The organism is Pseudomonas sp. 86_A, from assembly GCF_017491705.1.
In the GTDB taxonomy this organism is placed as follows: Bacteria; Pseudomonadota; Gammaproteobacteria; order Pseudomonadales; family Pseudomonadaceae; genus Aquipseudomonas; species Aquipseudomonas koreensis.
The window spans coordinates 73812-88477 of the sequence record NZ_JAFGYS010000013.1 but is presented as its reverse complement, the minus strand read 5'-3'; the positions used below and the strand labels follow the sequence as shown (position 1 = coordinate 88477).

The 14666-nt window shown below is 62.0% G+C and carries 13 protein-coding genes; 5 read left to right on the top strand and 8 right to left on the bottom strand.

Features of this window, described 5'->3' with window-relative positions; genetic code table 11:
* Positions 1 to 10: 10 nt before the first annotated feature.
* The 5 genes from J5M57_RS20255 to J5M57_RS20235 form a co-directional block, all read right to left on the bottom strand.
* A complete protein-coding gene (locus tag J5M57_RS20255; protein ID WP_207847972.1) occupies positions 11 to 859 on the bottom strand; it encodes an ABC transporter permease in 849 nt (282 codons plus the stop codon).
* The gene (locus J5M57_RS20250; RefSeq protein ID WP_064588954.1) at positions 856 to 1764 is read right to left on the bottom strand and encodes an ABC transporter permease; all 909 of its coding nucleotides are present in this window, start codon (positions 1762 to 1764) and stop codon (positions 856 to 858) included. Before J5M57_RS20250 ends, J5M57_RS20255 begins: the two co-directional genes overlap by 4 nt.
* Positions 1765 to 1964: 200 nt before the next feature.
* On the bottom strand, positions 1965 to 3068 hold the full coding sequence (locus J5M57_RS20245) for an ABC transporter substrate-binding protein (protein ID WP_207847971.1): 1104 nt from the start codon (positions 3066 to 3068) through the stop codon (positions 1965 to 1967).
* 217 nt (positions 3069 to 3285) lie between these two features.
* Positions 3286 to 4737: an aldehyde dehydrogenase family protein gene (locus J5M57_RS20240; protein ID WP_207847970.1), complete on the bottom strand. Its 1452-nt coding sequence runs from the start codon at positions 4735 to 4737 to the stop codon at positions 3286 to 3288.
* Positions 4734 to 6371 carry a 5-guanidino-2-oxopentanoate decarboxylase gene (locus J5M57_RS20235; RefSeq protein ID WP_207847969.1) on the bottom strand — a complete coding sequence of 546 codons (1638 nt, stop codon included), beginning with the start codon at positions 6369 to 6371 and terminating at the stop codon, positions 4734 to 4736. The genes J5M57_RS20240 and J5M57_RS20235 overlap by 4 nt, the downstream gene beginning before the upstream one ends.
* 229 nt (positions 6372 to 6600) lie before the next feature.
* On the opposite strand from J5M57_RS20235, the gene J5M57_RS20230 reads away from it, so the two are divergent.
* The gene (locus J5M57_RS20230; RefSeq protein ID WP_169842303.1) at positions 6601 to 7482 is read left to right on the top strand and encodes a LysR substrate-binding domain-containing protein; all 882 of its coding nucleotides are present in this window, start codon (positions 6601 to 6603) and stop codon (positions 7480 to 7482) included.
* Positions 7483 to 7604: 122 nt separating this feature from the next.
* On the opposite strand, the gene J5M57_RS20225 is transcribed toward J5M57_RS20230, so the two are convergent.
* Complete coding sequence (locus J5M57_RS20225; RefSeq protein WP_207847968.1) at positions 7605 to 8219, bottom strand: NAD(P)-dependent oxidoreductase; 615 nt, start codon at positions 8217 to 8219, stop codon at positions 7605 to 7607.
* A 219-nt stretch (positions 8220 to 8438) separates the two neighbouring features.
* Positions 8439 to 9317, bottom strand: a complete 879-nt coding sequence (locus J5M57_RS20220; RefSeq protein ID WP_064588960.1) for an MBL fold metallo-hydrolase — start codon at positions 9315 to 9317, stop codon at positions 8439 to 8441.
* A 114-nt stretch (positions 9318 to 9431) separates the two neighbouring features.
* Here J5M57_RS20220 and J5M57_RS20215 point away from each other — a divergent pair, with 114 nt between their 5' ends.
* Entirely contained in the window at positions 9432 to 10337 is a 906-nt protein-coding gene (locus J5M57_RS20215; protein WP_207847967.1) for a LysR family transcriptional regulator, read from the top strand.
* A gap of 131 nt (positions 10338 to 10468) precedes the next feature.
* Positions 10469 to 10645: a hypothetical protein gene (locus J5M57_RS20210; protein ID WP_007964044.1), complete on the top strand. Its 177-nt coding sequence runs from the start codon at positions 10469 to 10471 to the stop codon at positions 10643 to 10645.
* 131 nt (positions 10646 to 10776) lie between these two features.
* On the opposite strand, the gene J5M57_RS20205 is transcribed toward J5M57_RS20210, so the two are convergent.
* Complete coding sequence (locus J5M57_RS20205; protein WP_003227643.1) at positions 10777 to 11661, bottom strand: helix-turn-helix domain-containing protein; 885 nt, start codon at positions 11659 to 11661, stop codon at positions 10777 to 10779.
* Positions 11662 to 11838: 177 nt separating this feature from the next.
* On the opposite strand from J5M57_RS20205, the gene pobA reads away from it, so the two are divergent.
* Together pobA and J5M57_RS20195 are read left to right on the top strand one after the other, a co-directional pair.
* Entirely contained in the window at positions 11839 to 13032 is a 1194-nt protein-coding gene (pobA, locus tag J5M57_RS20200) for a 4-hydroxybenzoate 3-monooxygenase (protein ID WP_083368062.1), read from the top strand.
* Between the two features lie 79 nt (positions 13033 to 13111).
* The gene (locus J5M57_RS20195) at positions 13112 to 14629 is read left to right on the top strand and encodes an MDR family MFS transporter (RefSeq protein ID WP_207847966.1); all 1518 of its coding nucleotides are present in this window, start codon (positions 13112 to 13114) and stop codon (positions 14627 to 14629) included.
* The last annotated feature ends 37 nt before the right edge of the window (positions 14630 to 14666 follow it).

The following is a 14666-nucleotide window of genomic DNA, read 5'->3' as shown; positions in this document are numbered from 1 at the left end:
GCACCTCAAATCAAAAGGAAACGCCGCCCTCGCCCACCAGCTTCTCCAGCGCCCAGATCAGGACGAAGTCGATCAGCACGATCAGCACGGCAAACGAGAACACGGTAGGGTCGAGCGATGACACGGTGCGGCTGTACATCCAGATCGGCACGGTCATGACGTCGATGGTGTAAAGGAAATAGGTCACGGTGAATTCGTTGAACGAGACGATGAACGCCAGCAGCATCCCCGCGAGAATCCCCGACTTCATCAACGGCACCACCACGTCGACAATCGCCCGCAACGGCGAGGCGCCAAGCATCCGCGCCGCTTCCTCGACTTCGCTGCCGATGGACAGCATCGCCGCGGTGCAGTTTTTCACCACGAACGGCAGCGCCAGAATCACGTGGGCAATCACCAGCCGTGAGGTGGTCAGGTGGAACGGCAGGCTGTCGAACACCAGCAGCAAGGCCAGGCCCAACACCACCATCGGAAACACCAGCGGCAGCGACATCAGTTGCAGCGCGACAGCTTTGCCACGGAACTCGCAACGGGTCAGCGCATAGGCGGCAGGCACGGCGATCAGCGTGGCGAAGACCATGGTCAGGCACGACACCAGCAGGCTGGTAGCCATGGCCTGGCCGAGGCTCAACACGTCGCTGGCGTCCGGCGACACGAAGGTGTGCCAGGCCGCCTTGTACCATTGCAGGCTGTAGCTGCTCGGCGGGAAATCGAGGTTCGACGCCCCGCTGAACGACATCACGATCATGGTCAGGATCGGCAACACCGCCAGCAGCAAAATGAACCCGGAAAGAATCCCGGCAAACTTGCCGGTGTCGCCGGGCAACAGCGCCATGCGCTTCTTGGTCAAGGAACTCATTGCGAAGCCTCCAGCAGGCGCCGACGGCGGCCAGTGATGTATTCGGACAGGGTCATGATCGCCAGCGTGGTGACGATCAGCACCACCCCGGCCGCCGACGCAGCAGGCCAGTTCATCAGCGGCGCGATCTGGTCATGCACCATCACCGCGAGCATCGGCACACGGCGGCCACCGAGCAGCAACGGCACGACAAAACTGCTGGCGTTGTAGGCGAACACCAGCGTCGCCCCGGTGATGATCCCCGGCAGACTCATCGGCAACACCACCTGCCGGAACACCTGAAAACGGCTGGCGCCCAGCGTTGCCGCCGCCTCTTCGTAGGTGCGCGCGACGCCGCGCATGGCGCTGGCAATCGGCAGCACGGCGAGCGGAAATGCGGTCTGCACCAGGCCCATCAGCACACCGTTCTGGTTGTACAGCAACATGATCGGGCGCTTGATCAGGCCCAGGCCCATCAGCGCCTGATTCAACATCCCGCCGGGGCCGAGAATCACCAGCCAGCCGTAACTTTGCAGCAGCAGATTGACCAACAGAGGCAACAACACCGCCGCCAGAAAAATCCGCCGCACAAAGGGCGAGGTCAGCCGCGACATGGTGTACGCCACCGGGATCGCCAGCAGCACGGCGATCACCGCGCTGATCAGCGCCAGACGCAGGGTCAGCAGCAGCGACTTGAGGTAATAGGGTTCGAGCAATTGCGCGTAACTGGCGAGGCTGAACCCGCTCCACTCGGCACCTTTGCTGCCGACGCTCATGCGCAGCACCAGCAGGCTGGCGGCGATCAGCACACCTAGAAACAGCATCGACGGCGTGAGGAAAAACCACGCCCGGGCGGTCGGCGAAATACCGCGCGCCGGGCGCACGTCGGCGGCACCGACCGGTTGGGTCAGGGATTGATGTTCCATAGCAATGATCTCGTCAATGGAAAACAACAGGATGCAAATCCGGGCAAAAACCTGTGGCGAGGGAGCTTGCTCCCGCTGGGTCGCGAAGCGGCCCCATCAATGAGTGAATGCACTCGCGAGGTTGCCGTTCAGATTGCGGCTGCTTCGCAGCCGAGCGGGAGCAAGCTCCCTCGCCACAACAGTTCTTCAGGCCTCGGAAATCAGGAAGAAAAGATTTCCGTATAGCGACGAATCCATTGGTCATGCACGGTCGCCAGGAAGGCGTTGTCGTGCATGATCGCCTTCTCGGCAATCTGCTCCGGGGTGAGGATGTACGGGCTCTTGCGCGCTTCGGCAGAGATGATTGCCTTGGCGTTGACCGGGCCGTTGAAGATGTCTTCGGCCATCTTGCCCTGCACCAGCGGGTCCAGAGAGTGGTCGATGAAGGCGTAGGCCAGGTCGGTGTCGCCCGGACGGTTCTTCGGCATCACCGAGAGCATCAGGTCGGTGTAGAAACCTTCCTTCATACCGAACGTGGCACCGAGGCCGTAGTTCGGATCGCGGATCTGCTTGGGGAAGAATGCCGGGGCGTACAAGCCGCCCATGTCCAGCGAACCGGTGCGGAACAGCTCGGCGATCTGGTTCGGGTTTTCGCCGAGGGTGACCACGCGAGCCTTGAGTTCAGCGAGCTTCTTGAAGCCCGGTTCGATGTTGTGTTCATCACCGCCGGCGAGTTTCGCGGCGATGATGATCAGGTCCATGGCCTCCGTCCAGTTCGGCGGCGGCAGGAAAATGTTCGGCGCCAGATCGGCGTCCCACAGCGCGGCGTAACTGTCCGGTGCCTGTTTGAGGGTGCGGGTGCTGTAGACCAGGCTGTTGCACCACAGCAGGTAACCGATGCCGTGGCCATTGGCGCCAGTGCGGTATTTTTCCGGTACGTCGATCAGGTTGGGAATGCGGTTGAGGTCGGGTTTTTCCAGCAGCCCGGCGGCGGCCAGACCTTCGGCGCCAACCCCGGCCAGGGTGATGATGTCGTACTGCGGACGATCACCGCCGGCCTTGAGTTTGGCGACCATTTCCGAGGTGCTGCCGGTGCGGTCGGCGATGACCTTGGCGCCGGTCTTGGCCTCGAACGTCGCGGCGATATTGCGCAGTGCAGCGAGGCCGGTGTCATCCGACCAGGTCAGTAAACGCAGGGTCTTGCCGGCAAAACGCGTGTCGCTGGCACTGGCCCGGATGAAGGGCATGCTCAGGGCCGCCGCCGCTACCGAGGCGACGCCGACGGTTTTAATGAATTGACGCCTGTTCAGATCATGCTCGCCCATGAAGGACTCCCTTTGTTCTTTTAAGTATGAGGTTGGTCGCAACCGTTGCATCCGCGCGGCCGGATCCGCTGCAGGCCTTGTTTTCAAAGGCCTGCAGCGCTGCCGACGGGTTCATCCTGAGGTCGTGCAATACACCTGACTATCGATAAAAACTCATCGAAGCCATGACACCGACGCATGCCTTATTGCGAGGCATGCGCTCACCTTTTTCGGGCGTTCAGAGCGCCCGGATCACGTGTTTGATTTCCTGAAACGCGGCCAGGCCCCACGGTCCCAACTCGCGGCCGATGCTGCTCTGCTTGTAGCCGCCCCACGCTGTCTGCGGGAAGATCACTTGCGGCGCGTTGAGCCACACCAGCCCCGCCTGCAGGGCATTGGCGACCCGGTCGGCGGTCTCGGCGTTACGCGTCACCACACTGGCGACCAGCCCGAACTGGCTGTCGTTGGCCAGGGCAATCGCCTCGGCTTCGCTGCTGAAACTGCGCACGCAGAGCACCGGGCCGAAAATCTCTTCGCACCACAGCGCACTGTCGAGGGGCACGTCAGTGAACACCGTCGGCTGCAAAAAATAGCCGCGCGGCAGATCCGCCGGACGATTGCCGCCGCACACCAGCTTGGCTCCGGCGCTCAGACCACGGTCGATGTGGCCGAGCACGCGCTGGTATTGCGCCTGATTGACCAGTGCGCCCATCTCGACGTCCGGATCGAACGGATCAGCCACGCGAATCGCTTGCGCGCGTTTTTGCAGACGCTCGAGGAATTGCTCCGCCAGCTCATCAGCGACCAGCACCCGGCTGGTGGCCGAGCACATCTGCCCGGCGTTGAAAAAACCGCCACCGCAGGCCAGTTCCACCGCCAGTTCCAGATCGGCATCTTCAAGCACCAGCAGTGAAGATTTGCCGCCCAGTTCCAGGCTCACGCCCTTCACCGTTTCGGCGGCGCGCTGCATCACCTGCACGCCGACGGCATTGCTGCCGGTGAAGGAAATCTTGGCGATGCGCGGGTCCGCCGACAGCGGTGCACCGACCGCCAGACCGCTGCCGCAAACCAGGTTGAACACACCGTCTGGCAGGCCGGACTCGGCAATGATCGCCGCCAGTTCCAGCTCCGGCAGTGGCGTGACTTCCGACGGTTTGAGCACCACGCAGCACCCGGCGGCCAAGGCCGGGGCGAGCTTCCACGCGGTGGTGACCATCGGGAAATTCCACGGCACGATCAGCCCGACCACACCGCACGGTTCGCGGCGCAGACGTGCGCTGAAATCGTCGCTGGGCAGCGCCACATTGCTGTCGAGTTGTGCATCGAGACCTTCGGCCAACCCGGCGTAATACTCGAACGTGGCGATCACATCATCGACGTCGATGGCCGCTTCGAACTGCGGTTTGCCGTTGTTGCTCGACTGCAACTTCATCAGGTGGTCGCGACCGTTGCGCACGCCGTTGGCGATGTTGCGCAGGATCGCACCGCGCTCGGCACCGGTGGTTTTCGACCAGCGCTTGAATGCTTGAGTGGCCGCGCTGACGGCCAGATCAACCGCGTTTTCATCGCCGCCATTGACCGTGGTCAGCAGCGCTTCGGTGGCCGGGTTGATCACCCGCAAATGCTCGCGACCGGCCGACCATTGGCCATTGATGTACAGGCCGTCGAGTGTGGTTGGGAAATTGATCATTGAGCCACCGCCTGCATCCATTGGCTCTGGTCGATTTCGATCAGGGTCGGGCCCTGACGATCAGTGGCGGCACGCAGCGCGCCGCGCAGTTGTTCGACCGAGCTGATCGCTTCGGCAGCGCACCCCAAGGCCTTGGCAACGCCGATGAAGTCCGGGGTGTAGATGTCGACGCCCACCGGCTCGATGGCGCGGTTGACCATGTACTTCTTGATCTCCTCGTAACCCTGGTTATTCCATAGCAGGATGATCACCGGGGTGCGCGCTTCGACCGCGCTCGCCAGTTCCGGCAGGGTGAACTGCAAACCGCCGTCGCCGATCAGGCACACCACGGGCGGCCGCGCACCACCTTCGATGCTGCCGCCGAGCCAGGCGCCGATTGCCGCCGGCAAGGCGTAGCCGAGGGTGCCGTAACCGGTGGACGAGTTGAACCAGCGGCGTGGACGTTCCGGGTTGAAGGTGAGGTTGCCGGTGTACACCGGTTGCGTGGAGTCGCCGACGAATACTGCATCCGGCAACTCGTGCAGGACGGTTTCGAGGAAACGCGTCTGCGCCAGTGTGGGTGCATCCCAGGTCGCGGCCAGATCATCGCGCAGACGCGCCGCACGCACCTGACCCCAATCGTTGCGACGTCCGGCCAACGGCTGATGCGCCAGCGCACTGAGCAGCGCCTGTGCAGCGTTGCGCGAGTCGGCGACCAATGCCACGTGCGGCGGATAGTTGCGCACGGTCTGATCGGCGTCGATATCGATGCGCAGCAACTTGCCGGGAATCTCGAAGCCGCCGGCGAAGGTCACGTCGTAATCGGTCTCGGCCAGTTCGGTGCCAATCGCCAGCACCACGTCGGCATCGGCTACCAGTGCACGGGTCGCGACCAGGCTTTGCGTCGAGCCGATCAGCAGTGGATGGCTGGACGGCAGCATGCCTTTGGCGTTGATGGTCAGCGCCACCGGGGCGTCGAGCAGTTCGGCCAGTTCGGTGAGCTCGGCGGCGGCCTCGATGGCACCGCCACCGGCAAGAATCAGCGGACGTTGAGCGCCGGCCAGCAACTCCGTCATGCGGCGTACGGCAGCCGGTGCAGCGCCGGCGCGGTCGATATGCACCGGGACGCTGGCGAGCAGCTCATCGGCGTCTTCCACCAGCACGTCCAGTGGAATCTCGATGTGCACCGGGCGCGGACGTCCGGCCTGAAACAGTGCGAAAGCACGGGCCAACACGCCCGGCAACTCCGCCGCCGACATCAGGGTGTGAGAGAACGCGGCCACGCCACCGACCAGTGCGCTCTGGTTCGGCAGCTCGTGGAGCTTGCCGCGACCGCCGCCCAACTGGCTGCGCGTCTGCACGCTGGAGATCACCAGCATCGGGATCGAGTCAGCGTACGCCTGGCCCATCGCGGTGGTGATGTTGGTCATGCCCGGGCCGGTAATGATGAAGCACACACCCGGTTTGCCGCTGGTGCGCGCATAGCCGTCGGCCATGAAACCGGCACCCTGTTCATGCCGTGGGGTGACGTGGCTGATGCTCGAACGGGCCAGCCCGCGATACAGCTCCACGGTGTGTACCCCGGGAATACCGAACACCTGCTCGACCCCATAATCCTCGAGTAACTTGACCAGTACTTCGCCACACGTCGCCATGTCGATTGCCCTTCTTGTTCATTTGAGACACAAGGCCTTTGTGTAGGAGTGAGCCTGCTCGCGATGGCGTCTTCGCCTTCAACATTACGGTGACTGACACACCGCTATCGCGAGCAGGCTCACTCCTGCAAAGGGCCCTTCAATGGGCTCATTGAACGGGCGGCAGGTAGCGGCAACAATCGATTAAAAGTCATACTAGCCATGTCCTCACGTCATACCTTGGATCCACATGAAACGACTGCCTCCCCTGCCCGCCCTGCACACGTTTCTGATCACCGCGCAGTGCTGCAATTTCACGCGGGCAGCCGAGCAGTTGCACATCACCCAGGGGGCCGTGAGCCGGCAGATCGCCGGGCTGGAGGATCATCTGGGGTATGAGCTGTTCATTCGCCTGGCCCGGGGCCTTGAGCTGACGGCCGAAGGGCGCGAGTGGCTGCCCAGGGTGGAGAAGGTCTTCGGCCTGATCAGCGAAGCCACCGAGCAGATTGGTCTGAAGCGCGAAACCCTGCAGCTCAAGGCACCGAGCTGCGTGATGCGCTGGCTGGTACCGCGCCTGCTGCAATGGCAAAAGGAACGCCCGGATGTGCCGGTCAAACTGACCACCACACTGGCCCACGGCGTCGACTTCCAGCGCGAGCAATTCGATGCCGCTGTGATCTACGGCACGCCGCCCGACAACTCGTCGACCGCCCTGCACCTGTTCGATGAGCAACTGACGCCGGTGTGTTCGCCAGCCTTATTGAAAGGCCCGCCGGCATTGAGCGAACCGGCCGATCTGCAACAGCATCTGCTGCTGCATCCGACCCGCGACACACAGGACTGGACGGTGTGGCTGACCGCTGCCGAATTGCAGTTGAGCAATGTCAACACCGGGCAGCATTTCGAGACACTGGATCAGGCGATGTCGATGGCGTCCCACGGGACGGGGGTGGCGATTGGCGACTGGTCGCTGATCGGCGATGACCTGCGCGCCGGGCGGCTGGTGATGCCGTTTGAGCTGAAGGTGAAGACGGGGTTGGGCTACTACGTGGTGATGCCGCAGGGCGGTGACGCTTCGCCGCAGCTGGAGGAATTGATGATCTGGCTGGTGGAGCAGGCGCATACCCGCTAAAGCACCACATTCCCCTGTAGGAGTGAGCCTGCTCGCGATGGCGGTGGGTCAGTGACATTTACTTCGACTGACACACTGCTATCGCGAGCAGGCGAAGGCCTACAATTGGAACGTGGGGAGCATCAGTAGCCGACCGTAAACCGCTGACGCGAATGCTTCGGCGTTTCCACTTCGTCGATCAGCGCAATCGCGTAATCGGCAAAGGTGATCCAGCTACGACCTGCGGCACTCACCAGCAAGTGATCCTTGCCGACGCGGAACGTGCCGGTGCGGTCGCCTTCGACGAACTCGGCCGAGGGCGAGAGAAAGGTCCAGTCCAGATCCTGCTCCGAACGCAAGGCATCGAGAAACGCCGCGCCAGCGCTGGCCTCGGTTTTGTATTCGGCCGGGAAACCGGCGCTGTCGATCACCCGGGTGTCGTCCGGCAGCAACAGCGAACCGGCACCGCCAACCACCAACAGACGCTTCACACCTGCCTGCTTCACCGGCCCAACCACGGCACTGGCCGGCACGGTGGCGAAATGCGCGGCGCTGATCACCACGTCGTGACCGGCCACAGCGGCTTGCAGCGCCGCCGAATCCAGCACATCGACATTCTTGCTGACCACACCGGCGCGCGCGCCGATCTTCGAAGTATCGCGAGCGATAGCGGTAACGCTATGGCCACGACGCAGGGCTTCTTCCAGCAGTTGGCTACCGGCACGGCCGGTGGCACCAATGATTGCGATCTTGCTCATGACATTCTCCAGTTGGCTTGAGAGTTTCAACGACGGCATAAATCTAATCTTGAAGCGGTATTCCCTGTGGCGAGGGAGCTTGCTTCCGCTGGAGGGCGAAGCACTCCCCGCCTCTTTCAGATTCAACGCATTTTCAGTTTTACGCCTGCTGCGCAGGCGGGCGGGAGCAAGCGCCCTCGCCACGAAAGTCCTCTCGACCTCTGCTTCAGATAAAGCGGCTTACCACTGCATCTCGCCCTTGGCGACTTTGGCGCTCAGCTCCAGCGAGCTTTCTTCGCCGAGTTTCGGGTAGCGCTTTTGCATGGCCTTGATCAGTGCGGCGGAATCCTTGGCCTTGGCGGTTTCGGCGTCGAAAGCCTTAATGTAGTCGGCGGTGAATTTCACGCTGGCCAACGAGCGGCTGCTTTCGCCCAGGTAGTGCCCCGGGACCACGGTTTTCGGCTTCAGGGTTTCGATCGAGTGCAGGGTTTGCAGCCAGTCGGCGTGGGATTGCGCGGTCTGGGTGTCGGCCATCCACACATGGATGTTCTCGGCGACCACGACGCCACCGACCACGGCCTTGAGCGACGGAATCCACACGAAGCTGCGATCCGGTTGTTTGCCCTCAAGCCCGACCACCTGCAACTTCTGCCCTTCGAGCATCAGGCTGTCGCCCTTGAGCACGCCCGGCACGATGGTTTTGGCCGGTACGTCGGCGCCCATTTTCGGGCCCCAGAAGGCGAGCTTGCCGGCGACGGTTTTGTTGATGTGGTCCACGGTCGGCTGCGAAGCCAGCACCTCGGCGTCGGGGAAGGCCTTGGTCAGGGTGTCGAGGCCGAAGTAGTAATCCGGGTCACCGTGGCTGATGTAAATGGTGGTCAGGTGCTTGCCGCTGGCGCGGATCTTTTCCACCACCTGCTCGGCCTGGGCCTTGCCGAATTGGGCGTCGACCAGAATCGCGTCTTTCTCGCCGCTGACCAATACCGAGGTCACCGGAAAAATCGCCTGGGTGCCTGGGTTGTAGACATCCAGGGTCAGGTTGGCGGCAGCGGCATGGGCCGCGAAGCCGAGGGTGGCGGTGGCCAGCAAAATGCGCTTGAGGGTAGTGAAGCCGATCATCTGTTGCTCCGTGGTCCGAATGCCGTGTTTGGCGATGGGACAGAGCTTAGTTGCCTGACTCGGTACAAAAAATGCGATGCTTGAACATAGTTTGTTTCTGAAAGCGGGCAAATCATGGATCGTCTTCAAGCAATGCGGGTGTTTGTCACGGTGGTGGATCTGGGCAGCCAGTCGGCGGCGGCCGATCATCTGGACCTGTCGCGGCCGGTGGTGTCGCGCTATCTGGCGGAGCTGGAGGATTGGGTCGGCGCACGCCTGATGCACCGCACCACGCGCAAGTTGAGCCTGACCGCCGCCGGCAGCGAAATCCTGCCGCGCTGCCGGCAGATGCTCGAACTCTCGACCGACATGCAGGCCGCCGTCAGCGAACCCGACGAGGCACCGCGCGGACTACTGCGCATCAGCGTCAGCACCTCGTTCGGCCAGGCGCAACTGGCCGATGCCATGGCGGCGTACGTCAAGCGCTACCCCGGGGTCAGCATCGACATGCAGATGCTCGACCGCACGGTGAACCTGGTGGATGAGCGCATCGATCTGGCGATCCGCACCAGTAATGACCTGGACCCGAACCTGATTGCCCGACGCCTGACGGTGTGCCGTTCGGTGGTCTGCGCCGCGCCGGCGTACCTGCGCGACAATCCGCCACCGCAGCGGGTCGAGGACCTGAGCCGGCACAACTGCCTGACCCACTCGTATTTCGGTAAAAGCCTGTGGCACTTCGAGGAACATGGCGAACCGGTGTCGGTGCCGGTGCAGGGCAACATCAGCGCCAACGAGGCCAGCACCCTGTTGCGCGCCACCCTGGCCGGTGCGGGCGTGGCGATGCTGCCGACCTATCAGGCCGGGGTGCATGTGCATGCCGGTGAACTGGTGCGCCTGCTGCCGGATGCCGAGCCACGGCAGATGAACATCTACGCGGTGTACGCCTCGCGCAAGCACATGCCGGTGGCGTTGCGCAGCATGCTGGATTTTCTGGTGCAGCGATTTCCCGAAAATCCGGCGTGGGATGTCGGGTTGTAGAAAAGCAAAAGATCGCAGCCTGCGGCAGCTCCCACAAAGGTCATATGCAGGAGCTACCGCAGGCTGCGATCTTTTGATCTTGTTCTATGCTGAAAGTAATACCGCAGGGTATGCGTTCAGAGGTCAACGCCATGAACATCAGAACAAGAAGGTATTTCGCCATTTTCATCACCTGTGCCGCCACGCTGGCGCTGTACGGCACTGCGGCCTGGCGGGTGGAGCAACTGCGACAACTGCCGCGCGAATACGCCAGCTGCAATTTCGAGCGCTGCATTCCGCATAACGCGACGCTTAATGCGTTGCGCTGATGTAGCTGAAGCGAACCCTGTAGGAGTGAGCCTGCTCGCGATAGCGGTGTGCCAGTCACCTGCAATATTGATCATGACGGCGCTATCGCGAGCAGGCTCACTCCTACAAGGGATATGTGGCGGTTACAGATTCACTGCTCGGCCTTGAGGCGGTCACGAAACGCCTTTGGCGAAATCCCAACCCGGCGCCGGAACAGGCGCGTGAAGTTGGTCGGATCGGAAAACCCCAACAACTCCGACATCTCGTAAATGGTCATGCTGGTGTAGGTCAGCAAACGTTTGGCTTCCAGTAACTGGCGCTCGTGCATGATCTGCAGCGCTGGCTGCCCGGCCAGTTCCCGGCAGGTGCCGTTGAGGTGCGACACGGAAATCCCCAGACGATGGGCCAGGTCCTCGACCTTCACATGCTGACGATACGTTTCCTCCACCAACTGAATAAAACCGTTGAGGTATTCGCGCTGGCGTTGCGGCCGCTGGCTGGCGTTGTGGCGCACGATCGCCTGACGGCTGACCCAGACCATGATCACGCTGACCAGCGAATGCATGAGCATTTCCCGCGCGGGTTGATGGCCGTTGTATTCGGCCTGCAACGCTGCAAACAGACTGTTGAGGTACTCCGCATCCTTGCCCGCCGGGTAATGCTCGGCCTGGGCCAAGGCGTGCACCGAGTTGCCCAGTTGCGCCTGCAGGTGGTTGATCAACGGATTGGCGAGGGTGACGACGAAGCCTTCGACGTCCTCGGAAAAACGAAAGCCATGCACCGACAACGGGGGCAGGACTTGAATGGCGGGTTCGTTGAGTTGCGTGCGTTGACCTTCGATTTCAAGCTCTGCCTGACCTTTGAAAACGAAGAGTAATTGGCACAAATCGGCGTGACGGTGGGGTTTGATTTCCCATTGATGTTCGCGGCTGCGTTTGGAAATGGTTTCACAGTGCAGCAAGTCAGGGGTCGGCCAGTCCAGGCTTTCACCGTAGAGCTTGAACACCGGAATCGAAGGCAGGTCAGGCTTGTTCATCACTTCAATCCAGGCCTCGAGGTTGCGGGCGATAATCGCACCGATTGGCAGAATGTACAGGTATCGGCTCAGTTTTCACCTTCAATTGACAGACCCGCGAGGGAAAAATGCAAGCACTCGATCCATAAAAATCATTCACCGGTTCATGCCGCGTGAAGCTTGCGAGTCATAAAAACAATGAAAACGCTGAAAACCCAAGTCGCCATCATCGGCGCCGGTCCATCCGGATTGCTCCTCGGGCAGTTGCTGCACAACGCCGGCATCGACACCTTGATTCTGGAACGCCAGACACCCGATTATGTGCTCGGACGCATTCGCGCCGGCGTGCTTGAACAAGGCATGGTAGAGCTGTTGCGTCAGGCCGGGGTCGGTCAGCGCATGGACGCCGAAGGGTTGGTGCACACCGGCTTCGACCTCGCGTTGGATGGGCGTCTGGCGCACATCGATCTGCAGGCATTGACCGGTGGAAAAACCGTGATGGTCTACGGCCAGACCGAAGTCACCCGCGACCTGATGGCCGCTCGTCGGGAGGCGGGCGCGCTGTCGTTTTATGAGGTGAGCCATGTCGTTCCTCACGGCATGAAAAGCGACGAGGCGTTTGTCACCTTCGAAAAGGACGGTGAAACCTGGCGCGTCGATTGCGATTACATCGCCGGTTGCGACGGTTTTCACGGTGTGGCCCGACAGTCGATTCCCGAGGACTGCCTGAAGATTTTCGAACGGGTCTATCCATTCGGCTGGCTGGGGATTCTCGCCGACACCCCGCCGGTGCATGAGGAGCTGGTCTACGCCCGGCATGAACGCGGCTTTGCCCTGTGCAGCATGCGTTCGGCCACGCGCACCCGCTACTACCTGCAAGTGCCGGCTGAAGAAAACGTCGCGGACTGGTCCGATGAGCGCTTTTGGGCTGAGCTGAAAACACGCCTGCCGGTGGAGCTTGCCGAGAAACTGGTGACCGGCCCGTCGATTGAAAAGAGCATCGCACCGCTGCGCAGTTTTGTCGTCGAGCCGATGCAGTACGGGCGGATGTTTCTGGTCGGGGATGCCGCGCACATTGTGCCGCCCACCGGTGCCAAGGGCCTGAACCTGGCTGCCAGCGATGTCAGTACGCTGTTCAATATTCTGCTGAAGGTCTATCGCGACGGCCGCACCGATCTGCTGGAGAAGTATTCGGAAATCTGCCTGCGCCGGGTATGGAAGGCCGAGCGGTTTTCCTGGTGGATGACCTCGATGCTGCATCGTTTCGACGCGCATGATGACTTCAGCCAGCGGATCAGCGCCTCGGAACTGGACTACTTTGTCAGTTCAGAAGCGGGTCGAAAAACCATTGCAGAAAATTACGTCGGACTTCCTTATGAGGCTATCGAATAGCTTCCTACCGACTTACACTGGCGAGCATCCCCGCTCGCCCGATGGCCTGCGGGATTCTCACTGCCCGCAGGTTCCGCCCGTGACCAATCTTCACCAGCCTGAAACACCCAAACCGGCCATTCGCAGCGTGCTGGTCGCGCTGATGCTGGCGATCTTTCTCGGCGCACTGGACCAGACCATCGTCGCCGTCTCGATGCCCGCCATCTCTGCCCAATTCAAGGACGTCAGCCTGCTGGCCTGGGTGATTTCCGGCTACATGGTGGCGATGACCGTGGCCGTGCCGATCTACGGCAAGCTCGGCGATCTGTACGGGCGGCGCAAACTGATGCTGTTCGGCATGGGCCTGTTCACCCTCGCCTCGCTGTTTTGCGGCATGGCACAAAGCATGGAGCAACTGGTGCTGGCGCGGATTCTCCAGGGCATCGGCGCCGGCGGGATGATTTCGGTCAGCCAGGCGATCATCGGCGACATCGTTCCGCCCCGCGAGCGTGGGCGTTATCAGGGTTATTTCAGCAGCATGTACGCGGTCGCCAGCGTCGCCGGACCGGTGCTCGGCGGCTACATGACCGAATACCTGTCGTGGCGTTGGGTGTTTCTGATCAACCTGCCGCTGGGGCTTGGCGCCTATTGGGTGGCGCGGCGCAACCTGCGCGGGCTGCCGATTCCGCAGCGCAAGCCGATCATCGACTACCTGGGCACCCTGCTGATGATCATCGGCCTGACCGCGTTGCTGCTGGGCATCACTCAGGTCGGCCAGGGCCATTCATGGCGCAGCCGCGAAGTGCTCGGCTTGTTCGCCTGTGCGGTGCTGGTGCTGGCGGTGTTCGTCTGGCATGAACGCCGAGCGCGCGAGCCGCTGCTGCCCATGCACTTGTTCACCAACCGCAATGCGTTGCTGTGCTGGTGCACGATTTTCTTCACCAGTTTCCAGGCCATTTCGTTGATCGTGTTGATGCCGCTGCGCTTCCAGAGCGTCACTGGCGCCGGGGCCGACAGTGCCGCGTTGCACCTGTTGCCATTGGCGATGGGCCTGCCGATCGGTGCCTATTTCGCCGGCCGGCGCACCTCGATCACAGGGCGCTACAAGCCGCAGATCCTGACCGGGGCGCTGCTGATGCCGCTCTCGATTCTCGGCATGGCCTTCAGTCCACCCGAAGCGACGTTGCTCAGTGGTCTGTTCATGCTGCTCAGCGGTATTGCCGGCGGCATGCAGTTCCCGACTTCGCTGGTGGGCACGCAGAACTCGGTGGAACAACGCGACATCGGTGTCGCCACCAGCACCACCAACCTGTTCCGCTCACTGGGCGGCGCGGTGGGCGTAGCGTTGATGTCGGCGCTGTTGCTGGCCTTGTTGCAGGACTCGAGTTTCGCCCATCTGGCGAGCAGTTCGCTGATCAGTGAAGGGCATTCGGGCAACGTGCTGCTGGATGGTTTGAACGCGGCCCCGGGGGATGCGCAGAACGCCTTGCGCGCCGAGCTTTCGGTGACGTTCCGGCATTTGCTGTGGGTGAGTACAGCGGTGTCGCTGCTGGGGCTGGCGGCGGCGATTGCGATGCCGAATAACTTGCTGCGCGGGCGGGAGCACGGCGCCAAGTAACAGCAACAACGCGATCCCCTGTAGGAGTGAGCCTGCT